The following is a 23,452-nucleotide window of genomic DNA, read 5'->3' as shown; positions in this document are numbered from 1 at the left end:
ACAATTGCTTATCTTATATTTGAAATGGTCTAACCTCTTGAAAAACAACTCATGAAACATATTTCTATTCTTGTACCAGAAGGAGACTCTAGTTTAAGTAACTTAGAGGCAACTTATAAGATGTTTACCATGGCTAATGACGCCTTATTAAAAGCAGGCAAACAACCAATGTTTACAACACATCTTGTTGGTACACATAAAAAAGCCAGATTAAGCAATGGACTATTTAGTATTATTCCTAACACCACAATTGTTGATGTACAAAAAACAGATTTGATTATCATTCCTGCTATTCACGGTGATTATGACCAAGTAATTTCAAAAAACAGTGCTTTTATTCCTTGGATAAAGAAACAACATGCAAACGGTGCAGAAGTTGCGAGTCTTTGTATAGGTGCTTTTTTATTAGCTAGTACAGGTTTGCTTAACGATCAAGATTGTGCTACACATTGGTTGGCTGCTGATGAATTTAGAAAAATGTTTCCTGATGTTAATCTTGTTGATGATAGGATTATTACTGATGAAAATGGCTTATATACAAGTGGTGGAGCTTATTCTTCTTTAAATTTAAACCTTTATTTGGTAGAAAAGTTTGCAGGTCGTGAAATCGCTGTGCTTTCTTCTAAAATTTTTGAAATAGATATCAGTCGTAACAGTCAATCTCCTTTCATTATTTTTAAAGGTCAGAAATCTCATAACGATAAAGAAATTTTAAAAATTCAAGAATATATTGAGCAAAATTATCAGCATAAAATAAGTGTTGATGAGCTTTCTGAAAAAATAGCTGTAAGCCGTAGAACTTTTGAAAGACGTTTTAAAAAGGCTACAGCCAACACCGTGATTGAATATGTACAACGTGTTAAAATAGAAGCTGCTAAAAAAGAATTTGAGAGAGGAAATAAAACAATTAATGAAATAATGTACGAAGTTGGTTATAATGACCCAAAAGGTTTTAGAGAGGTTTTTAAAAAGGTTACCAATATGACTCCTTCTGAATACGCTAACAAATATCGTAAGGCGGTTTATATTTAACTAATCTTTTTTCTGATTCTTAATACTGCTTAACCTTTCTTAAACTGGCTTAAGTTTTAACTTTACGAGGAGTAATACCTTTGGTTTATAAAATTTAAAATTATGAAACAAAGACTAAACATTCAAGAACTAGAACCCAACGCTTATAATGCTATCTTAGGAATTTTTAAATATCTTGAAACATCAACTCTTTCAAAAAAAAGTAAAAATCTTATAAAAATAAGAGCTTCTCAAATTAACATATGCGCTTATTGTATCGAGATGCATACCGCAGAGGCTCTAAAAAATGGAGAAGAACAAAACAGAATTTTTGCTTTGAGTGCATGGAAGGAATCTCCTTTATTTTCCGAAAAAGAAAAAGCCTTATTGGCCGCTACTGATGAAATAACACTGATAAGTGATAATGGATTAACAGAAGGTACCTTTCAGAAACTTAAGGAGTACTTTACCGATAACGAAATAGCACAAATTATTATGCAAATAGGAGAAATTAATATTTGGAATCGTATTGCGGTTTCTACACAAATGTTTCACACTACTTCCAAGATTTATTAATATGTAATAATATTAATTTATCTAGTTTTCATCTAAGTTTCTATAAAGCTACCTAAATTTAGGTAGCTTTATTATCTTTCATTATGTCCTTTACCTTCAATCATTTTAGGTATCGATTTTTCTATTCTTGATAAGCGTGTTTTTGATTGTTTAGCTTGAGAAAAATACAATAAATAACTTCTTTGTCTTCCTGGTGTTAGTGCTTCGAAAACTTTTTTTACATCTGAATTTTCTTCCAAAACTTCTTTAAATTCACTTACCATTTCAAATTCTGAAGTTTTCTTAGTTTTTACTTTTAAGCCTGCTTTTTCAACTTCTATTGCTTCGAAAATATATCTTTTGATTGTTGGTGTAAAATCTAAAACCTCTTCAGGTTTATTAAACCTAATTTGACGAGCAGATTGTACATTTTCTGTCTGTTGAATTAAAACCCTTTCTGTATCTTTTAACAAAGCTCCTTTATAGAAAAGTAATGCACAATAATCTTTAAAACCATGAATTAACACAATATTTTTTCCTTGAAAAGTATAACAAGGGTGCATCCATTTAAAGTCTTCCTCTAGACCACAATCCAAACAAATTTGTCGTAACAGTTTTGTTTCTTCTTTCCAATTTTTTATATTTTCTATATACTTATCTACTTTTTCCATTTCAAACTTACTTTATAATTCTTTTAATTTTTCTACTATCTGGTCTTAAATACCAAGATAAAGCGACAATCACTAATAATATTGAAGCAGGCATTGCTTCAATAAAATTTTGTCCTACCGAGATATGAGAAATTACAGCTCCTGACATAGCAAAGAAAAAGCCTGCATATGCCCATTCTTTTAACAAGGTTAATTTTGGAGCTAGAATAACAATCACCCCTAGTATTTTCCATACGCCTAAAATACTTAGTACATATAACGGATATCCTAATGCTTTAATGATGTCATTATATCCACCAATTTGCAACATCTGCTGAATACCTCCTGCAAGCATACCTATCGAGAGAAATATTGTCAGTATCCAATATATGGTAGTTTTTACTTTCATACTTTTAATAATTTAATTACAACTTCTTCTAATCGTTGATGTGCCCAGTTAATACCTTGTTTAAACGGAAGTTTTAGGTTTTCATCTCTATCTTTAACAGATTGATAAACTACTTTCTTAGTTAACTTACTACTATTGTTTGTTAACTTTTCAAACACCAACGTTTCTAATTGTACACCGAAAGACATGCTTACCATTTCAAAAGTTCTAACAATTTTGTTCTGAGGAATAATTTCATGAATAACTCCTCTTAACAAATGTTTGTTCCCTACTGGATCTGTTGTTTCAAATTCATAACTTCCATTTGTTTTACTTTCAATTTTTAAAACCTTTGTTCCCATCCATTGCTCAATAATTTCAGGTTCAACATACGCCATAAACAAATGTTCTATAGGCAAATCAAACATTCGTGTTATTATAATATCTTGTTTTCCTGTTTCTGCAACAACTTTAGTTTTCTGTTCCATAGTTTATTTTTTAGGTTTATAATTCTTCATAACAGATTCTAATTTATTATAACGTTCATCCCAAAATTTCCTGAAAGGCTCTATAAAAGCCGCTATTTCTTTCATTCCTTCAGGATTTAAATGATAGTATATCTCTCTACCCTTTTGTTCCTGTTTTAGAATATCACATTCTGATAGTATTTGTATGTGTTTAGAAATTGTTTGTCTAGAGTATTCAAAATTATTGGCTATTGCAGATGGCGTCATTGCTTGAAGGGCTACTAAAGAAATAATAGCTCTACGAGTTGGGTCTGCAATGGCTTGAAAAACATCTCTTCTTAACTTCATTACGCAGTTATTTAACTGCTAAAATAAGTGAAGTTATTTGACTGCACAAATTTAAACCAGAAAAACATACAACTGACAACCAGTAATCTACAAACCAAAAAAAGAATACTTTAAAGACTTAAACGCCCTTACTATATTTATTTCTATACTCAATAGGTGTTAATCCAGTAATTTTTTTAAAAACATTTCTAAAAGCTTTCGTGTCTGAGTATCCTACATCGTACATTACTTCTGTAATGTTTTTTCTAGTACTTTCAAAGTGCCTTTTAGCAGCTTCAACTTTTACACGCTGATGATATTGGATAATAGTATTATTAGTAGCTTGTTTAAAACGCCTTTCAAAACTTCTTCTACTAACAGCTACTATACTTGCCATATCATCTACAGTAATTTTGTTTTTATAATTTGCTTCTATGTACTCTTGCACTTTTATAACTTCCAAATCATTATGATTTTTTTGTCCTGTGAACATTGTAAATGCTGATTGACTATCTCTATCAATATCTATCGCAAAGTATTTAGATGCTAAAATTGCCGTGTCTCTATCTGTATATTTTTCTAAAAGATATAACAATAAATTCCAATATGAGTTTGCTCCTCCACTAGAATAAACTCCGTTTTCTTCTGTAATAACACTACCGTCTACTACCTCAACATTAGGATACGTTTCTTGAAACTCATTGTAAAAAGCCCAATGAGTAGAGCATTTTTTTCCATCTAAAATTCCTGTTGAAGCTAATAAAAATGCACCAACACATAAGGAAGCTACTTCAGTTCCTTTTTCGTAATGCTTTACAATCCAAGGAATAGCTTCTTTATTAAGTTCTACTGCAGTTTTCATATCTCCAAAAAGGGCTGGTATTATAATAAGATCTGTTTGAGTTACCTCTTCTAACAGCTTATTTGTATGCACAGAAAACATACCACCATTAAACCTTATCTCCTTTTTACTTCCTACAAGGTTTATCTTAAATAGAGGGGCTTGATTATTAGAAATTAAAAAATTATTAGCAGCCGAAAACATGTATTGAGGATCGGCAACAGACTCTATTACAGCTGACTCTGGAACAAGTATAGAAACGTTCTTCATTAAACAAATATAAGAAATTGACGTAATTAGCCCTTAAAAACGCCGTTATACCACCCAAACAAAACTTTAAATTTACCTCATCTTTGTAGTATTAACATTAACACCTTAAAATCATGGAACAAATAACAGTTAAAACAACAATTAAAGGAACTCCTAACAAAGTATGGGATATATGGACAACTCCAAAGCATATAAAAACATGGAATACGGCATCTGAAGATTGGCATACAACTAAAGCTGAAAACAATTTAAAAGTTGGAGGAAAGTTCTTATCAAGAATGGAAGCTAAAGATGGAAGTTTTAGTTTCGATTTTACTGGTACTTATGATGAAGTGACACCTCTTAAATGTATTGCTTATACCATGGGTGATGGTAGAAAGGCAAAAACAAACTTTACACCAAAAGAAGGTTATACTGAAGTTATAACAGTTTTTGATGCCGAAACTCAAAACTCTATTGAAATGCAAAAAGAGGGATGGCAAGCTATTTTAGATAATTTTAAAAAATACACTGAAAGTTTGTAAAAGATAATAATGAGTCAACTAATAACGTATCTTACATTTAATGGTAATTGTAGAAAAGCGATGCTTTTTTACCAAAATTGTTTGGGTGGCGAATTATATTTTCAAACTTTAGAAGACTCACCTAAAACCAAGAAACTTCCCAACAATTATAAAAAACACATTGTACAGGCTTTTCTTAAAAAAGAAAATATGTTATTAATGGGTACTGATTTGTTTGATGAAGATAAATTATTGCAAGGAAACAATGTTTCTATTCTTCTAAAAAGCAATGATGAAACTAAAATAAGACAGTACTATTCAAGTTTTTCAAAGAAGAAAACAATATCTCTTCCATTAAAAAGAAATTATTGGGGTATTTTATTTGGAAGTATAACCGATGAATATGGAATACGCTGGCTGTTTAGTTGTAATAATTAAAACAAGAAAAAAAGTGTAACGAAGTTTATATCGTTACACTTTTTTTATAATTAGTGGTTAGACGTTTCGTCTGCTTTTACTTATCAAGCTAAAACTTATTCTTAGCATTAACCTCAATATAGTTCACTAATAATTTATACGATGAAATGTAATTTTTGTTTTTTAATTTATTAATTACTGAATAATTAACTCCATTTTCCTTTATTTTAACCCTCCTACTTCTTTCTTTTAGAATGTTTGAATAAGGTTCTGGCAACAATGAAAACAAAGACCTTAAACCATCTAAATTTAAGTTATTAAAATATATATTAATTAACTCCATTTTATTTTCAACTGACACTCTAGACAAATTAAAAATACCAATCAATAATTTATATAAATAACCTCCTGAATAGTGATGCTTCACTAACAACAAACTCAATTCTCTCAAACACTCGATATTTTGAATGATTTCTGAAGTATCCATTTTCGCTAACAATAGAACTAATTTATTGCCATCGACTTTCTTTCGTTTTACCAACTCATACAAATCATAAGAATCAACAAAATAATCATCATAATTATCTAAAAGCACATCAATATCTTTTTCAATTAAGCTAATATGCAAACTTATATCTTCTCCATTTAACTTCATTTCTCTATAATTCTCCTTAAGAATACTATATAGCTCTGGTGATAAATTAAGTTTAAATGCCACCAAAGATTTCAACTTGTTATCAGAAAGTTGAGTAAAATCAAAATTAAGCTCAATATCTCCTATCGTGTGAAACAAAGTAAAAAAGCTACTATGACTTAAAGAGTCATTTTTTATAATACTATTTATCACTCTAGAATATTCTTCATAATCATATTCCTCATTATCCAACCTGTTTCTTTCAATTTCATTATAAACCTCATCTTCATTTAACACAGAAATAATATTTTCTATGAAACTTTCATCTTTATAATCCTCCTCTAAATACTTATATATAGAGACAATATTATGCCAATTATACTTTAATTTATCTTCATTAAATACTTTTGTTATTAAATAACTATCTTCTAAAGAACTAAGCAATTTAATTTTACAATTTAGCCTCTCTATTAATTCTAGTTTTGTGTCTAGACTTAAAAATTCATTATTCAATAATTTTAAAAAGTATTTTTCCTCAATATCCCCTCCATTATCAAGAAGTAACAAAACATTATCAACATAATTTTGAATTTTAGACTCGACGTAGTCTACTAAATAATTCAAACCTGAGTTATGTATAAAAGAATAATTAGATTTATTAAAATCAACCTCATTAAACTCATCTCCTAATTCCTCCTTCATATAGAGCTCAACATTAGGAACATTTAATTCGTAAAAGTGATTCTCAAAAACATGATAATAAACGGAATATTCATCTTCTAAAGGTTTTCTCACTTTAGAAAATTTTATATCTAAAACCGAAATTAATTCAATAACCTTGTCTGTATTAGAATTAAGTCTATAAATAAAAGAATCACTTTCAGAAATAAATTCTTTTAGATTAGTATGAAGTGAAATCTCTTTAATTTTTAAAACTTCTACATTTTTAACTATTAAATCTAAATAATATTCTTTTTGCTTAGACCATTCCCTATCATTCTCAATCGAGTTCCAAAAAACACCATTTTCAATACTACACAAATAATTCAACAAAACGCCCTGGTATTGACCCTTTTCAAAATACAAATCAATAAACCCTATTGACAAATCGTCCAACATCAATATCTTCTTCAGAATTAAATCTCTTTTATAAGAATATTTATTTTTCCCCAATAAGCAATTTAATATTGATATATTTAACACACCATCTTCTTGAAAATCCACATTATTCATCTTCTTAACGAAATTTTCAAGTTTAGAAATTGGATAATTATAAATAGGCTCAAACCCACTTCTAATATGTTTTAGATAATCACTATCTTTTTGGGTGATAATTATCCCATGGAAATGGGAAATATAATCGTGATAATTTTCATTAATATATCCATTCTTTAACAGAAAAAGAATTAAACCCTTACCTCTAAATCTTTCTCCTTCAAATCTCATTTCTCTAGACAATAACTGAAAATTCATTCTTTCTACTTCATCTATATCATCTTCTAATTCTCCTTTTTCAAAAAGCAACTCTTCTAATTCTTCCTTAAACAACATTTTAACTCTTTCATCAAAAGTATATATACTCAATTTCTTTTCTAAATCTGCAAAACCATAATTTAATTTCACCGAAGTATAAATTAAGCCATTAGAATAATATTGATTCTTAACCTTGTATACTTTAATATCGTTATTTCCCTTAAGTTTATCGAAATACTCATCTTTAGTTAAATCTCCCAATTTAACATTTACTCCATCAACATCGACCCCTACAATTTCATCTTCATAATGATGTAATTTATTTACATAAAGTGCTTTTAAATCCTCGTATGAACCAATTTTCTCTTCTTCAATTCGTTGTATTTTCTTATCAATTAATTTAATTTTATCTTTTATAGTTACTTTCATTTCTTCCTTTAACTCATCTACATAATTACTATTTAACATTTCATACAAAAAACCTTCATTTTTATGAAGCATAGAAAAATCTTCAGGAAATAAATTCTTATACGTAATCATTGAAAACAATTTTTCTGAATTCAACCCATCTCCCAAAGTTTTTTTATAAATAACATATTCATTACATATGTTATTTAATAACCTCATATCCTCAATATATTCACAGATTACATTTAAAAAATCCTCCTCTAATAAATATTGAAGACCATAACTCTTCAAAACCTCAATAGCTTTTTCTCCTGAATTTGAAGAATTAACAACAGGAATGACTGGTATTATTAAATCAAAAAATTTAACTCTGCTATCTTTTTCATCAAATAATTCATCTTTAATAGCATATATAAAATTAACTTGTCTTTTTATTTGTTCAGAATTATTAATCAATTGATTAATTTCCCTAAGTTTAGTAAATATTAATGTGTTTCTAAACCTATCTAAGTCTTCAATTACAACAACGTTATAATCTGTTACTTCAAAAAAGTAAATTATCTCATCCAAATGTTTATTAAAAATTGACTGTTCATCATCGGGGCTGAGACCTATTTCTAAATCTTTTAAATTTAAATTACTTAATTTATTAAAGTTTAAAGCTTTAAAAACTTCCACAAAGACTTCATGAAATGCAAACAATAAAAGAATTAATAAAACAACCCTTACTCCCAGAGGATTTTGAGGAGCTAACTCATATAATATTGAATTATTAAACAAAAAATAAAGCCCAACCAAAATAAAACATACTAATAAAGCCCTATTACTTAATTCATTAAAACCAATATTCTTTATCTTTCTAAATCTTGAATATGGTGTTTGAGAATGACTTACCCTGTAAAATAACTGCTGAAGTATACTCAATTCTATCAATCTGTCAATTCTTCCCCCTCCTTCATCATTTAGATTGTTATTTTTCACAAAGGAGGCTAGTGAAATATTTAAGTAATTATATTTCGGATATTTATACTGAAAAGTTTTAATAATACTACTCTTTCCTGAACCATAACTTCCTGTTAAAGCAATGTTGTGAATATCTTTATTATCAATTCCAAACTTTAGAGAATCTAAATATGTTTTTACTCCATATTTATTTTCATCTAAAACTAAAGGTGTAAGTGCATTTAATTTAAATCCATTTTGCACTTCGACACCCTTTTGTTCTGCCGATGAACTATTCATAGAATATAAAAGTTAGCGCTATAAAGCAATTTTAAAAGCTAATATAATCAAATATATTACAGTATTAAACATCAACAAATGCCTCCTGTAAAGAACATAAAAAAACCAGCAAATCGACAACTGAATTACTGGTTTTTTACTTTTTATTATTTTTTTCCCAATTAGTGATTAGACATTTCGTCTGCTTTTACATCACCTTTTAAACTCATTTCCATATTGTGATCGTATTGACAACAACCTGGTAAGTTACCATAAGCTTCTTCACTACTAGCTACTTTATCAGTATCGTAACCAGATGCTGCAATTGCGTTATGAATAGCACCTAAATTAGTCTTAGAATCATCAAACGATACGTTGATTTGCTTTCTTAATTTATCCCATTCTGCCGATGCTACTCCATCAACACCATTTACTGCCTTTTCAATTGTGTTTTTACACATTCCACAGTTACCTCTTACTCCAAAAGTTGCGTCAGTCATTGCTACTTCTTTAGTAGTAGTTTGTTCTGTTTGTACTTCTTTTGTTTCTGTTTCTTTTTTAGCTTCGTTTTTACAACTTACTAAACCAATAGTAGCCAACATAGCTACCCCTAAGATTACTCTTTTCATTTTGAATTGATATTTAATTATTATTAATTGTTTCTTTTACTTCACCGCATTTTAACATCATATCACCAAAATACGGATTTAACACTTGTTTTTCTTTACTTAACCAATAAGCTCCTTTGTCACTATCAGCCATAGGACAGTATTGTTTATAAGTCACCTCATTTATCCCGAAAGACTGAACTGCCATAATAAAATGCTCTGACAATACTTTAAAATGCTTTCGTTGTATAGCTACATCTGTAGCTTTTGCAATTTCTTCGTTACTTGATTTTAGCGCAGGGATTAACTGCATCCACTGTTTATGTGCTTCTTCATTGGTTAACAACTTCATGTCAACTAACAATAAGTCTTTTTGTAGATTTTCTGCACTTGTTTTGGCTACATCTGCATTAGTTTTTACTAAAGCATCTTTTAAGTCTATGTAAGCTTCATAGGCTTTTTGTAACTGCTCTTTAAACTCTTTAGGAGTACTAAAAGATTCCATAATTTCTTTTGCGTGGTTCATCATTGACTTCTTTCCTTGTAATTGTGCTGATGCATCTATTGTGAACACTCCATTAGTCACAATCTCTTCTCCAGCTTTCAATCCTTTTTCTACTTGATAGTTGTCCCCTGCTCTTCCTCCTAACACCACTTCTCGCATTTCAAAAACAGGTTTACTTGCCTCTGGCTTTACATATACAACTGAACGCTTTCCTGTCCATAAAACTGCTGTTGCAGGGATATTTAATTGTTGTTCTGTTTGTTTTTCTGTAGCCTCCACTTTCCCTGTAACAAACATAGCCGGTTTAAACTTCCCTTTACTATTATTAAGAACAGCACGCATAGTTACCGTACGAGTTTCTTGATTTAACACGGGATCAATAAACGAAACTTTTGCTTTAAAAGTTTCATTAGGGTACGCATTGGTAGTTATTGATATGTCTTGACCTACTTTAAAATTACTGATTTGATTTTCATATACATCAAAGTTTGCCCATACTGAATTCAAATTAGCTATTTTTAACAATGCTTGTCCCTGACTTACATAATCTCCTTGTTCAACTAGTTTTTCAGATACTGTACCAGAAACCGTAGCATATACAGGAAAGTTTTCTTTTACTTTTCCTGTTTTTTCAATTTGATTAATTTGGTTTTCAGAAAGCTTCCATAATTTCAGTTTATTTCTAACTGCTTTATACAATGCTGGCTGATTTTCTTTTACTGACGCTGCTGTTAATAATTCTTGTTGTGCTTTTACCAGTTCTGGAGAGTATACAGTTGCCAACAACTGACCTTTTCTTATTTTTTCTCCTGTAAAATTCACATTTAAACGTTCTATCCTTCCTGCAAAATAGCTTACCTGCACTGCATTTGATTTTTCGTTTTCTGCTATTTTTCCAGATAATGTAATTGTATTATCTGTACTTATAGCATTACCAATCACAGTCGTTTGTACATTAGCCAATGCCATTGCATTTTTAGTCAATTTAAACTGATTTGCAGCTAGTCCTTCAGCTCCTGCTTCCGCAGGGATTAAATCCATTCCACAAATAGGACAATCTCCTGGTTCTGGTTGCATAATTTGTGGATGCATAGAACATGTCCACATCTTACCTTTTTCTGCTGTAGTATGATCATGCGTCTCTTCATTGCTTGAAGAATCTCCAAAAAATAGCCACCCCATGAATAAGCCAGCAATTAAAATTACTATGTATATTATATATTTTTTCATTGTTATTTGTTTTTCTTTTTTACTAGTTTTCTAATAGAGGGAGATGTGATATACCATAATAAAAAACCACTTAATACTGTTATTAAACCTAATAATGAAAACACCCTCAAAACAGTGGTATTAAAATTATCTCTACTTTCATAGTCCATTGTATGAGTCATCCATAAAAAATCAAACCAACGCCAACTCTGGTGTCTTACCGTTTGAAATTTTCCGTCATTAACAGAAACATAAGCTTTAATATCTCCTTTAGCTTTATATGTTATAACATAAGCCGGGAGTAGTTTTCCTCTATATTCATGATGCTCTCCTACGTCGTTTACCTGTTCTATTGAAGCTACTTCAAGGTTACTTTTCATATAGTTTTTAGCTATATGTAATGCTTCTTCTTTTGTAATACTTTCTTTTAAGTTTCCATTTAAAGCATTATATAAGCTCTTTTTATTCACCCAGTAATGCGGAACATTATTAACATCTCTTAACTCAATAGTTCTAATTCCTTCAGAAATATTAAGTTCTGACGGACTAATTAAGTTATTAAACGCTTTAGGTTTTAATTCAGCTTTTTTTAAATGATCGCCATGAATTTCATCAATATTTGTCCAACTAAAATACAATCCACTTATCGTCCACATTAAGAATTGAATTCCTAAAAATAACCCTAAGTATCTATGTATTTTTCTAATTTTTAATGATGTATGCCTATTTACCATCTTATTGTATTTATTGAATTAAATAATTAATAATGGTACTTTGTGTATAATAAGTTACTTCTGATACAATCATATTTGTTTGAAACTTTAATTGTAATTCTTGAATATCTAACACATCGTTAAAATCTATTGTTCCAGTCTCGTAACTTTTCACCAAAATTTGTTCGGCATTTTTTGCTTGCTCTAAATTTTTAAGTTGTGTTCGGTAACTAATTACAGATGCTTTTCTATCCGAAACAGCTCTGTATAATACAGACTCTAACGTATTATATCGTTGTTCTTTTTGTGATAAAATTTCCTCTTGCTGTAACTTGTTTTGCTTGCTTATAGATTTATTTTTTTTATTAAAAATAGGAATTGATAACGACACCATAGGCATTACAATATCTTTTCCATTATCTACTACGTTCATATCTGTACGTTTACCAACATTCACATAATCCAGCCCAAAACCAATCATTGGTTGTTTATCTTTTTGGTTTAAGAATTCAGACTTTTCTATAGAAGTATACAACTTATCAAACTTCACTAATTCTGGATGTAACTTTAAGGTACTTGGTTGTATTTTATCAGCTTCTTTCGGAATATTCAAACTATCAATTACTAAAATTAATGTATTAACATCTTGATTTAATAATTTATTAAATGCTTTCTGCATTCCTAAAAAAGTTTCCTGCAATACTTCTTTTTGTTGTGCTAACTCATTTTGCCTTATCTGTAACCTCAACACATCTACTGCAGAAGCTTTTCCTACTTCAACAGAAGTTAACGCTAACTTTTCATACGTTTGAAGTAACGCAATATTTTCGTCTAATACTTTTTGTTTTGCTTTAACTTCATAAAGCTTGTAATACGACTGCGCTACTGATGTTGCTAGTTTACGTTTTACTACTACAATATCTTGATAAGCTGCATCTGCTAATGAAGACACATAGTTTTCTCGTGCTGTTATGGTTCCAAAAAATGGAATCATTTGTTTTACCGAAAGTTTAAATTGTTGTGGACCTGTACGCGTTTCTGGCTCGCTTACAAAATATCCTGCTCCAAACTCTGTATTAGGCAATGTATTTACCTCTTCTTTTTTCTCTGAAATACGCTTATACTTAATATCAAACTGTTGTACTTCTGGATTGTTTTCTAAGGCTATTTTAATATATTCCTGTAGATCTTGCCCTTGTATTGTAAAAGTAAAAAACATAGAAGCCAGAAATAAGGTTGCTTTTTTATTATTTATTTTAAAACTCATCTCTTTTCGTTTTTCTTTTTAATAAAATTTCTTCTCTCCAACTGTATAATACAGGTACTATAAAGTATGAAGTAACATCTATAATCATTCCTCCAAAAGCAGGAATTGCCATTGGTATCATAATGTCACTACCTCTTCCTGTTGAAGTTAATACTGGCAATAAGGCTAAAATAGTTGTTGCCGTTGTCATTAAGCATGCTCTAATACGCTTATTTCCTCCGTGCAATGCAGATGTTCGAATAGCTTCGATTGTTTGAGGTTTATCTCTATTAAATGTTTGTGTTAAGTAAGTAGCCATTACCACACCATCATCGGTTGCAATTCCGAACAATGCAATAAATCCTACCCAAACAGCAACACTCAAGTTAATTGGATGCATTTGAAATAGTTCTCGTAAGTTTTCTCCAAATACACTAAAGTTCAGGAACCAATCTTGTCCGTATAACCACATCATAATAAATCCTCCTGCGAAAGCTACTGTAATTCCTGTAAACACCATTAACGAAGTAGCTACAGAACGGAACTGAAAATACAGTATTAAAAAGATTATCATCAATGCTAGTGGTACTACTACCGATAGCGTTTTTTCTGCTCTTAATTGATTTTCGTAGGTTCCTGTAAATTGATATGATATTCCTTTAGGAACAGTTAGCTCTCCTGAGTCTATTTTTTGTTGAATTGCTTTTTGAGCTGTTTCTACCACATTTACTTCTGCAAAACCATCTAACTTATCAAATAATACATACCCGATTAAAAAAGTATCTTCACTCTTAATCACCTGAGGTCCTTGCTCATAACGAATCGTTGCTAATTCACTCAACGGAATTGGAGCTCCTTTGGCTACTGGTACATAAATGTTTTCTAAATCCGTTGGACTAGAGCGTAATTCTCTTGGGTAACGAACTCGAATTCCATAACGCTCTCTTCCTTCTACCGTTTGCGATAATTGCATACCTCCTACTGCTACTTTTAATACATCTTGTACCGTTTGAATAGCTATTCCGTAACGTGCTAATTTTTCTCTGTTAATATCAATCAACAAATAAGGTTTACCTACAATTCTATCCGCAAAAACAGCCTCTTTTTTAACTCCCTCAATCTCTTTTAAAACTCCTTCAAGTTCTACTCCAAAAGCTTCAATTTGTTTTAAATCTTGTCCTTTTACTTTAATTCCCATAGGAGCACGCATTCCTGTTTGTAACATTACCAATCGAGTTTCGATAGGTTGTAGCTTAGGTGCAGATGTTACTCCAGGTAACTTAGTTACTTTTACTATTTCGTTCCAAATATCATTAGGAGACTTAATATTTGGTCTCCAATTACGATAAAACTCTCCGTCTTCATCTTCTATTAATTCATTTGAAGAAACTTCATAGAAAGTAATTTCTGAAGTCTTATCTGTCATATTTGGATTTGCAACCGCTTTGCCATTTTTCAACATAAACAACCCTTCTTCATTCACTCGATAACGTTGACGTTCTCCATCAGAATTTAACGCATACTCTGGCTTGTAGTTAATCACATTCTCATACATTGATAAAGGAGCTGGATCTAGTGCTGAATCTGTTCTTCCTGCTTTACCCACAACCGTTCCTATTTCTGGAATATTAGCAACTGCCATGTCTAGTTGTTGCAATACTCGCTTGTTTTCTTCTACTCCTGAATGTGGCATAGAGGTCGGCATCAATAAAAATGACCCTTCATTTAGCGAAGGCATAAACTCTTTTCCTGTATTTTTAAAAATTAAGAATCCACAAGTTAATACTGTTAACGGGATGGTTAAAAACAGTAGTTTATTATTCAATGCCCATTGTAATATCTGATTGTAATATTTTTGAAGTAAACTAAAAAAACCTAACAGGCCGAAACAAACAAGTGCTACAAATAAAAGATTGGTAACAATACTTTTATCAACTCCTAAAGGCCTCCAATATTCCGCCAACAAACCAATAATTGCTAATGCAGATATAATGATATTAATGGTGTTTACTGGCAGTGTAAAATTGTAATTAGAAAACGAAACATGAGTTGTTGTTTTTCCTGAGTAATTACTCCAAACTTGTACAGCTCCAAAAGATACCAATACAGTTCCTAACCAATGCCCGTAAAAAATAGCTGTAATACCTAAAGCGATTAAAACTCCATTTACAATATATTTAAAGTTTTTTGTCAGCTCTTTTTTCTTGAATAATACGGCTGCAAATGGTGGTATTAAAAACAGTGCTACCACAATCGCTGCTATTAAAGCAAAAGTTTTGGTGAATGCTAGTGGGCGGAATAGTTTTCCTTCTGCACCAATCATCGTAAATACAGGAATAAAACTAATAATAGTTGTCATTACCGCTGTTACAATTGCTCCTGAAACTTCAGCTGTCGCATTGTAAACTAATGTATTTATGGGTAATTTACTCTCATCTCTCTCTAAGTGACTTATAATATTTTCGGAAAGTATAACCCCAACATCTACCATTGTTCCAATAGCAATAGCAATTCCTGATAAGGCTACGATGTTTGCATCAACTCCAAAGGCTTTCATTGCTATGAAAACCATCAATACTGCCACGGGTAATAATCCTGAGATTAGTACAGAAGCTCGTAAATTGAAAACCATCACTACGATTACCAAAATCGTTATCAATATTTCTAGCGTAAGAGCTTCGTTCAACGTATCTAGAGTTTCATGAATTAACTCTGTACGATCGTAAAACGGAACAATGGTTAATTGAGAGGTTCTACCATCTTTTAACTCTTTACTTGGTAAACCTGCACTTAGTTCTTTAATCTTCTCCTTTACATTGGTAATTACTTCTAAAGGGTTTGCTCCATAACGAGCTACCACTACACCTCCTACTACCTCAGCTCCTTCTTTATCTAAGATACCTCTACGAGGTTCTGCTCCTAACGATACTTTTGCAATGTCTTTTACTCGTATTGAAGTATAATTTTTAGCAGTTACTACAGCATTTTCAATATCTGCTATTGACCTTACATATCCTAAACCACGAACTAGATATTCTGCTTGATTTATTTCTATTGTTTGTGCTCCAATATCTTGATTACTTTGCTTTACTGCTGCTACAATTTGCTGTAAACTGATATTGTATTGACGCATCAACTCTGGTTTTACGTCTATTTGATATTCTTGAACATATCCACCTATAGAACTTACTTCAGACACGCCATTTGCAGACGAAAGTGCATATTTTACATAATAGTCTTGTACACTACGTAATTCATGTAAATCCCAACCTCCAGTGACATTCCCATCTTCATCACGTCCTTCAAGTGTATACCAAAAAATCTGCCCCAATCCAGTAGCATCTGGTCCTAATGAAGGACTTACTCCTTCTGGTAGTAAATTACTTGGTAATGAATTTAACTTTTCAAGAATTCGAGAACGACTCCAATAAAAATCTACTCCTTCTTCAAAAATGACATAAATACTTGAAAGTCCAAACATAGAAGAACTACGGATGGTTTTTACTCCTGAAATTCCTAATAAAGATGTTGTTAAAGGGTAGGTTATTTGGTCTTCTATATCTTGTGGTGATTGTCCATCCCACTTTGTGAAAACAATTTGTTGATTTTCTCCAATATCTGGAATTGCATCAACAGCTACAGGTTTGCTTGGTAAAAAACCCGTATCTAAATTAAATGGTGCATTTACAGTTCCCCATCCTACAAATAAAACGAGTAATATAACTGCTACCAGTTTGTTTTCTATTAAAAATTTGATGCTTTTATTTAGCATATAAAAATGATTTTAAACAATTAAACATTGATGTTAAAAACATCGAGTACGACAAATCATCCAATTGAAATTTTCAAAAGGACAAATAGTTATTGTTTAAAAATCATATTAAATATACTTCATCAAGTACATGAATATCCTTGATGACCAGTGGAGGTGTATAATCTTTAAAAGGAATTACTTTATTATGAATTCCTTCAAATAAATTAATATAGCTGTAGTAAAATGAAGCTATAAAAACTTGTTGGTCAAAAGACAGTTGGTCAAAAGAAGTAAGCTTTAAATTGTCTTGTCCTTCAACTACAGATGCAACATCTTGACAGCAATTTTTCTTAATTACTGAACATTCTTCAGGTTTTGATTCCTGCTTCATTTCCATTCCACAAGATTCAGCCTTTACAAAATAGCTTGTACCCACTAACATGTCTCCACAAAAGTGACTATTAACGGTAAATGACATTGTAGATAACAACACTACAAAAGACATTAAAATAGATGCTATTTTACCAAATGCTTTTTTCATTTTACGCCACAAAGATACAAAAATTTAATTTTCAAAAACTTAAACAATCCTTAAAACCATTTTTTGTATTTAAAATACCCTAACATTATCATTACAGTGAACAAAATTACTCCCCACATTACAAAGTATCCACTACGATACGTAAGCTCAGGAATATATTCAAAGTTTGTACCATAAATACCCGCTATAAAGGTAATGGGAATGAATACTACCGAAAATATGGTTAGTATTTTCATAATATCATTCAAACGATTGTTTACGTTTGTTGAGTATACTGTAAGTTGCTCACTCAACATACTCTTATAGTTTTCAACTGAATCATAACTTCGTTGAACCAAATCATTCAAATCATTAAAAAAAGGTTGTTCTTTTTTTGTTATTAATTCTGTTTTTAATGCTCTAAAACTATTTATTGCCTCACGAGCTGGTCGTATTGCTTTTCTAAAATAATTAAGTTCTATTTTGTATTTATTAATTTCTTGTAATGTATTTTTATTAGGTTGTAGTAAAATTTTATCTTCTAAGAATTCAACTTTCTCGCCAAAAGTTTCCATTAAAAAATTGTAGTTATCTACAATTACATCTAATAAACAATACTTTAAATATGTTACACTATAATTTCGTACTCTTCCTTTTTTATGACGTAACCTCTCTCTTACTGACTCAAAAATATCTCCTTGCTTTTCTTGAAAAGTAATCAGCACATTTTTTAATAAATACATAGATATTTGCTCTGCTTCTAATTGATGCTTTTCTTTATTTAAAAACAACATTTTAATACTTGTAAAAATGTAATGTTCCTCAATATCTACTCTAGGTCTCTGATCGGTATTTACAATATCTTCAAGAACAAGTGTATGAATATCAAACAATTCACCAACCTTCCCTACTAATTCAACATCATGTAAACCATCAATATTAAGCCAAAGTCTCTTGTATTTATTTATATAATTTTCAAGTTCATCTATAGTTTCTAGCTCTATTTCTTCAAGTTCATTTTCATCATATCCTATTAATCGTATCCTTGTATTCTCTTCTTTTTGATTTCCTACAAAAACTGGGCTTCCAGGAATTACATTTTTAGTGTTTTTTTGCTTGGTTATAAACCTTGTCATCTGTTTAATTATACGAGATTAAATAATTTGTAAAGTCTGGCTAAAATTATGAGTTCTGATTTATTTTTTCTCGCATAAGAGCTAGAAATCTCATGTGACGCTGCTAATAAATCGTGAATTACTTTTTTTGAGAATTCTTCTTTATGCACTAAGTAATACTCTTTAAAGCTTTCATAAGCTGTTTCTGATGTTGCTTTTTCTTTTATAAGTTCTCTTAACGTTTCATATATCAACTCGCTATCTGATTTATTTTCTGATGCAGACCAGTTTTTTTCTACTCTTTTAACAATACTCTTTTTTTCTTCTACAGTCATGTTTTTATCTGCCATAGAAACTGCATAAAATAAATTAGCTATACTTTTATAGAATCCTTCAGTAAATTTCATAATTAAGCTATTTCTGGTAATATCAATATAGGGATTTTACTGTTAAATGCTGATTTTTTTATTACATTTTCTTCCAACAAACGATTAAAAAAATTGTACTTATGGTTTATTAAAACCAACAGCTCACTTTCTGTTTCTTCAATATGTTTTTCAACTGTTAACGTTTCAGAGCCTTCCCAATCAATTTTTTTATACGTAACATTTACATCTTGTAATAACTCTCTTAATTTTACCTTATTCCTTTGTTGATTCTCAGATAAAAAGTTCTCTTCAGATAAACTTACAACTTCCAACATACATTTCTTAACTCTACTTAAATTAATTAAAAACTGTAATTCTTTTGCTGTAAACAATCTTTTATAGTTTGTTGAAAACACAATTTGATGTAATGGTTTATACTTGTAATTCATAGGAACCACAAGTATTGGACATTTATTAACTACATTAATCATTTTCATGGTATTTGTACCAATAAATGTTTCTGCCAAACTTTTTGCACCTTTTGTACCCGCAATTACTACATCAATATTCTTTTCTTCAATTGTTTTAGTAACTGCCTTTGTTAATGAATTTGACTCTACAACATACTCGTAATTAAAACCAGTATTCTCTCTTCTTAAAACTTCAATTAAATACTTTAATTCATCTTCAATTTCATTATCCATTTCATTAAACCATTTTTCATTTTCTTCGTCGCTCAATAGTTCTGAAGGTTGACTTATATACACATCTAATAAATAAATGGTTACCTCAACACCTTTAAACAGTTGTTTTGTGTAATTTAAAGCATTAATAGCTGCTTCTGAAAAATTATAGGGTATTAAAACATTCTTCATAACGATATATAACTATGATTTTCAATCAAATATAATTTTTTATTTCGAGATTATATTTACAAAACCAGAAGTATATTTGTATAAAAAACACAATAATGAAAAATCGTTTTCTAGAATTATCTATCTACAACCCATTTTTACAATTCTTGCTTTTAACAGCTTCGTTATTTTTTTTAATTCATGTAACAAAAAAATTAACTAGGTCTTATGTTGTAAAAAATGCTATTGAACCTCATAGAAGAAAGTTAATTTTAAACATAAGCTATTTTTTATACTATACTTTAGCCTTATTCATTTCATTAATTATTTTTGGTATTAACTTTAAAGAAGTAATTGTTTTTGCTTCGTCAATACTCGCAGTATTAGGAGTCGGTTTTTTTGCTCAATGGTCTATTTTATCAAACCTAACGGCTAGCATTATTCTGTTTTTTTATCACCCTATGCGTATAGGAGATACTATAAAAATTATAGACAAAGACTTCGATTTACAAGGTGTTGTAAAAAACATTACTGGATTTTACGTTTTACTCTATATGCCAGAAGAAAAAAGGGAAATTACTATACCTAATACGACTATTTTATACAAAGGGATAGAGCTAATAAAGAAACAAAAAACAAGCTAACCAACTAAACTTCAATTTATTAAAAAAAATAAAAAAAAGTTTGTTGTATTAAAAAATAGTTTACATTTACCACATCTTATTACATAAGTCAAAATGTTACGTTTTACTTATTTCGGCAATAACTTCTATGGGAAGATAGTGAGTTATTTAGTGTTTGAGAAACACAACCGAAACATTAAGGTTTCTTCCTACTTTCAATACTCTCTACCACTGAATTTTTATAAACAGTGCGGTGATTGCTTAGCTTTAAGAGTCTAACTATTCATTTTATTTTGGTTTAACATCTTGTTGTAAAACAGCAACAAAGCCTTGTTATACAATTTATTTAAAAAAGTTTTGGTGTATACCTCAACTGTTTTTTGAATGATTTTCTGTACACAATATACAGATACAACTAAAATAATAATGAATACTAAATATAAAGACTTAATAGAACAAACGTTTGATTTTCCGCAAGCGGAATTTCATACTGAAAACAATAATTTATTTTTTCACAACATTGATATGATGGAATTAGTGAAGCAATACGGAGCACCGTTAAAATTCACTTATTTACCTAAAATATCAGAAAATATAAACAAAGCCAAAAACTGGTTTCATAAAGCTATTGAAAAGCACAATTATCAAGGCAGTTACAACTATAGTTATTGTACCAAAAGCTCACACTTTAAATATGTTTTAAATGAAGCTTTAAAAAATGATATACATATTGAAACATCGTCTGCTTTTGATATAGATATTGTAAAATCACTAAAAAAAGAAGGAAAGTTAAGTGATGATGCTTATGTATTGTGCAACGGTTTTAAACGCGATCAATACATTGCTAATATTGTTAGTTTAATTGATGGTGGACATACAAATTGCATACCAATAATAGACAATTATGAGGAGTTAAATTTATTACTAGACGAAACTAGAAGTAAGTTTAATGTAGGAATTCGTATAGCTTCTGAAGAAGAACCTAAGTTTGAGTTTTACACTAGCCGTTTAGGAATTGGTTATAAAAATATTGTATCCTTTTATGAACGTGAAATAGCTAATAATCCGCAAGTAGAGTTAAAGATGTTACACTTCTTTATCAATACAGGAATTAGAGATAATGCCTATTACTGGAACGAATTATTAAAGTGTTTACGAGTGTATACAAAACTTAAAAAAGTATGTCCAAGTTTAGATAGTTTAAATATAGGTGGAGGGTTTCCTATTAAAAACTCATTAGCGTTTGATTACGATTATGAGTATATGGTAGACGAAATCATCAACCAAATAAATCTTGCTTGTAAAGAAGCTGGTGTAGAAGTTCCTAACATTTTTACTGAATTTGGAAGTTTTACTGTAGGAGAATCAGGAGGAGCTGTGTATGAAGTGTTATACCAAAAAAAACAAAATGATCGTGAAAAATGGAATATGATTAATTCATCTTTCATTACCACCTTACCTGATTCTTGGGCTATAAACAAACGCTTTATCATGCTTCCGCTTAACAAATGGAATCATAGATACGAACGTGTTTTATTAGGAGGTTTAACCTGCGACAGCGACGATTATTATAACTCAGAGCAGCATGTAAACGGAATTTATTTACCTGTATACGAAAAAGAGAGTCCTTTATACGTAGGCTTTTTCAATACAGGAGCATACCAAGAAACTATTGGTGGTTTTGGCGGATTACAACACTGTTTAATCCCAACTCCAAAACATATATTAATTGACATAAACGAAAATGGTGATTTAACCACCAAATTATTTAAAGAACAACAAAAAAGCGAAGAGCTATTATCTATCTTAGGATACTAGTAAAAAAATATTAAGATGAAAAAAAGAAATTACGCAGGAATACCTGACCAATACGCAAAACTAGAAAACGCGAAAGTAGTACTTATACCTGTTCCTTATGATGGAACTAGTACTTGGCAAAAAGGAGCTGATAAAGGACCTGAGGCATTTTTAGATGCCTCTGAAAACATGGAGTTATACGATATAGAAACTGATAGTGAAGTATACAAAGAAGGTGTTTATTTAGCTGATGCTGTTACTGAAGACTCTTCTCCTGAAGCTATGGTAGAAGCTGTACATGCAACAACTAAAAAATTCATTAACAAAAATAAGTTTGTAACTCTTTTTGGAGGAGAACATTCAATTTCGATAGGAACAATCCGTGCTTTTAACGAATGTTTTAACAACCTTACTGTTTTACATATTGATGCACATGCCGATTTACGTAAAGAATATGAAGGTAGCTCATGCAATCATGCTTGTGCTGTATACGAAGCGAGTCAAACTACCAACTTAGTACAAGTAGGTATTCGCAGTATGGACATATCAGAAAAGTCTTCTATGAATATGGATAAAGTCTTTTTTGCACATGATATGGCTGTAAATGAATATTGGATGGATGAAGTTATTGATCAATTAACAGGTAATGTTTTTATCACATTTGATTTAGATGCTATAGATCCTTCATTATTACCAAGTACAGGAACACCTGAACCAGGAGGATTATTTTACTATGAAACTTTAGAGTTTTTAAAGAGAGTGTTTACCGAAAGAAATGTAGTTGGTTTTGATATTGTAGAATTATGCCCTAACGAAAATGAGAAATCTTCAGATTTTTTAGCAGCAAAATTGTACTATAAAATGTTGAGCTATAAGTTTTCTTCTACCATGGAGGATGAAGAAGATTATGATGATGACGAAAACTCTGCATTTAACAAATTAGCAAAGTTTAAAAGCGACGACGACGATTATTAG

General features: G+C 30.3%; 22 protein-coding genes. 7 read left to right on the top strand and 15 right to left on the bottom strand.

Annotation, left to right across the window (positions count from 1 at the left end; genetic code table 11):
* Window positions 1-51 precede the first annotated feature (51 nt).
* Window positions 52-1,032 carry a GlxA family transcriptional regulator gene (locus LCI24_RS04180; protein WP_274639311.1) on the top strand — a complete coding sequence of 327 codons (981 nt, stop codon included), beginning with the start codon at window positions 52-54 and terminating at the stop codon, window positions 1,030-1,032.
* A gap of 102 nt (window positions 1,033-1,134) precedes the next feature.
* The gene (locus tag LCI24_RS04175; RefSeq protein WP_274639310.1) at window positions 1,135-1,587 is read left to right on the top strand and encodes a carboxymuconolactone decarboxylase family protein; all 453 of its coding nucleotides are present in this window, start codon (window positions 1,135-1,137) and stop codon (window positions 1,585-1,587) included.
* A 71-nt stretch (window positions 1,588-1,658) separates the two neighbouring features.
* On the opposite strand, the gene LCI24_RS04170 is transcribed toward LCI24_RS04175, so the two are convergent.
* From LCI24_RS04170 to LCI24_RS04150, 5 genes are all read right to left on the bottom strand, one after another.
* Complete coding sequence (locus LCI24_RS04170) at window positions 1,659-2,237, bottom strand: YdeI/OmpD-associated family protein (protein WP_274639309.1); 579 nt, start codon at window positions 2,235-2,237, stop codon at window positions 1,659-1,661.
* A 7-nt stretch (window positions 2,238-2,244) separates the two neighbouring features.
* Window positions 2,245-2,625 carry a DoxX family protein gene (locus LCI24_RS04165; RefSeq protein WP_274639308.1) on the bottom strand — a complete coding sequence of 127 codons (381 nt, stop codon included), beginning with the start codon at window positions 2,623-2,625 and terminating at the stop codon, window positions 2,245-2,247.
* Window positions 2,622-3,092, bottom strand: a complete 471-nt coding sequence (locus LCI24_RS04160; protein WP_274639307.1) for an SRPBCC domain-containing protein — start codon at window positions 3,090-3,092, stop codon at window positions 2,622-2,624. Before LCI24_RS04160 ends, LCI24_RS04165 begins: the two co-directional genes overlap by 4 nt.
* A 3-nt stretch (window positions 3,093-3,095) precedes the next feature.
* A complete protein-coding gene (locus LCI24_RS04155) occupies window positions 3,096-3,419 on the bottom strand; it encodes an ArsR/SmtB family transcription factor (RefSeq protein ID WP_274639306.1) in 324 nt (107 codons plus the stop codon).
* A gap of 118 nt (window positions 3,420-3,537) precedes the next feature.
* Complete coding sequence (locus LCI24_RS04150; RefSeq protein ID WP_274639305.1) at window positions 3,538-4,509, bottom strand: GlxA family transcriptional regulator; 972 nt, start codon at window positions 4,507-4,509, stop codon at window positions 3,538-3,540.
* A gap of 113 nt (window positions 4,510-4,622) precedes the next feature.
* Between LCI24_RS04150 and LCI24_RS04145 the strand changes: the two genes are divergently transcribed.
* Both LCI24_RS04145 and LCI24_RS04140 read left to right on the top strand, forming a co-directional pair.
* On the top strand, window positions 4,623-5,033 hold the full coding sequence (locus tag LCI24_RS04145; RefSeq protein ID WP_274639304.1) for an SRPBCC family protein: 411 nt from the start codon (window positions 4,623-4,625) through the stop codon (window positions 5,031-5,033).
* A 9-nt stretch (window positions 5,034-5,042) separates the two neighbouring features.
* Window positions 5,043-5,450 (top strand): VOC family protein, encoded by a 408-nt coding sequence (locus LCI24_RS04140; protein WP_274639303.1) that lies wholly within the window; start codon window positions 5,043-5,045, stop codon window positions 5,448-5,450.
* An 88-nt stretch (window positions 5,451-5,538) separates the two neighbouring features.
* Here the strand turns inward: LCI24_RS04140 and LCI24_RS04135 are convergent, their stop codons facing one another.
* The 10 genes from LCI24_RS04135 to LCI24_RS04090 all read right to left on the bottom strand — a co-directional run bounded on the left by LCI24_RS04135 (window position 5,539) and on the right by LCI24_RS04090 (window position 20,078).
* Window positions 5,539-9,186 carry a YobI family P-loop NTPase gene (locus tag LCI24_RS04135; protein ID WP_274639302.1) on the bottom strand — a complete coding sequence of 1,216 codons (3,648 nt, stop codon included), beginning with the start codon at window positions 9,184-9,186 and terminating at the stop codon, window positions 5,539-5,541.
* Window positions 9,187-9,347: 161 nt separating this feature from the next.
* Window positions 9,348-9,794 (bottom strand): heavy-metal-associated domain-containing protein, encoded by a 447-nt coding sequence (locus LCI24_RS04130; RefSeq protein WP_274639301.1) that lies wholly within the window; start codon window positions 9,792-9,794, stop codon window positions 9,348-9,350.
* Between the two features lie 13 nt (window positions 9,795-9,807).
* The gene (locus LCI24_RS04125; RefSeq protein WP_274639300.1) at window positions 9,808-11,508 is read right to left on the bottom strand and encodes an efflux RND transporter periplasmic adaptor subunit; all 1,701 of its coding nucleotides are present in this window, start codon (window positions 11,506-11,508) and stop codon (window positions 9,808-9,810) included.
* A 2-nt stretch (window positions 11,509-11,510) separates the two neighbouring features.
* Complete coding sequence (locus tag LCI24_RS04120) at window positions 11,511-12,221, bottom strand: PepSY domain-containing protein (protein WP_274639299.1); 711 nt, start codon at window positions 12,219-12,221, stop codon at window positions 11,511-11,513.
* Window positions 12,222-12,231: 10 nt separating this feature from the next.
* The gene (locus tag LCI24_RS04115; protein ID WP_420802979.1) at window positions 12,232-13,467 is read right to left on the bottom strand and encodes a TolC family protein; all 1,236 of its coding nucleotides are present in this window, start codon (window positions 13,465-13,467) and stop codon (window positions 12,232-12,234) included.
* On the bottom strand, window positions 13,457-17,218 hold the full coding sequence (locus LCI24_RS04110; protein ID WP_274639298.1) for an efflux RND transporter permease subunit: 3,762 nt from the start codon (window positions 17,216-17,218) through the stop codon (window positions 13,457-13,459). The genes LCI24_RS04115 and LCI24_RS04110 overlap by 11 nt, the downstream gene beginning before the upstream one ends.
* 103 nt (window positions 17,219-17,321) lie before the next feature.
* Complete coding sequence (locus LCI24_RS04105) at window positions 17,322-17,741, bottom strand: HYC_CC_PP family protein (protein WP_274639297.1); 420 nt, start codon at window positions 17,739-17,741, stop codon at window positions 17,322-17,324.
* Window positions 17,742-17,791: 50 nt separating this feature from the next.
* The gene (gene corA / locus LCI24_RS04100) at window positions 17,792-18,856 is read right to left on the bottom strand and encodes a magnesium/cobalt transporter CorA (protein WP_274639296.1); all 1,065 of its coding nucleotides are present in this window, start codon (window positions 18,854-18,856) and stop codon (window positions 17,792-17,794) included.
* Window positions 18,857-18,864: 8 nt separating this feature from the next.
* Complete coding sequence (locus tag LCI24_RS04095; RefSeq protein ID WP_274639295.1) at window positions 18,865-19,242, bottom strand: hypothetical protein; 378 nt, start codon at window positions 19,240-19,242, stop codon at window positions 18,865-18,867.
* Between the two features lie 2 nt (window positions 19,243-19,244).
* On the bottom strand, window positions 19,245-20,078 hold the full coding sequence (locus tag LCI24_RS04090; protein ID WP_274639294.1) for a universal stress protein: 834 nt from the start codon (window positions 20,076-20,078) through the stop codon (window positions 19,245-19,247).
* A 95-nt stretch (window positions 20,079-20,173) separates the two neighbouring features.
* Here LCI24_RS04090 and LCI24_RS04085 point away from each other — a divergent pair, with 95 nt between their 5' ends.
* The 3 genes from LCI24_RS04085 to speB all read left to right on the top strand — a co-directional run bounded on the left by LCI24_RS04085 (window position 20,174) and on the right by speB (window position 23,452).
* A complete protein-coding gene (locus tag LCI24_RS04085) occupies window positions 20,174-20,701 on the top strand; it encodes a mechanosensitive ion channel domain-containing protein (protein ID WP_274639293.1) in 528 nt (175 codons plus the stop codon).
* A 405-nt stretch (window positions 20,702-21,106) separates the two neighbouring features.
* A complete protein-coding gene (locus LCI24_RS04080; protein WP_121146296.1) occupies window positions 21,107-22,498 on the top strand; it encodes an arginine decarboxylase in 1,392 nt (463 codons plus the stop codon).
* A gap of 15 nt (window positions 22,499-22,513) precedes the next feature.
* Window positions 22,514-23,452, top strand: a complete 939-nt coding sequence (speB, locus tag LCI24_RS04075; protein ID WP_274639292.1) for an agmatinase — start codon at window positions 22,514-22,516, stop codon at window positions 23,450-23,452.

The organism is Tenacibaculum larymnensis (genome assembly GCF_028829235.1).
Classification (GTDB): domain Bacteria; phylum Bacteroidota; class Bacteroidia; order Flavobacteriales; family Flavobacteriaceae; genus Polaribacter; species Polaribacter larymnensis.
This window is presented reverse-complemented; position numbering and strand designations above follow the sequence as displayed.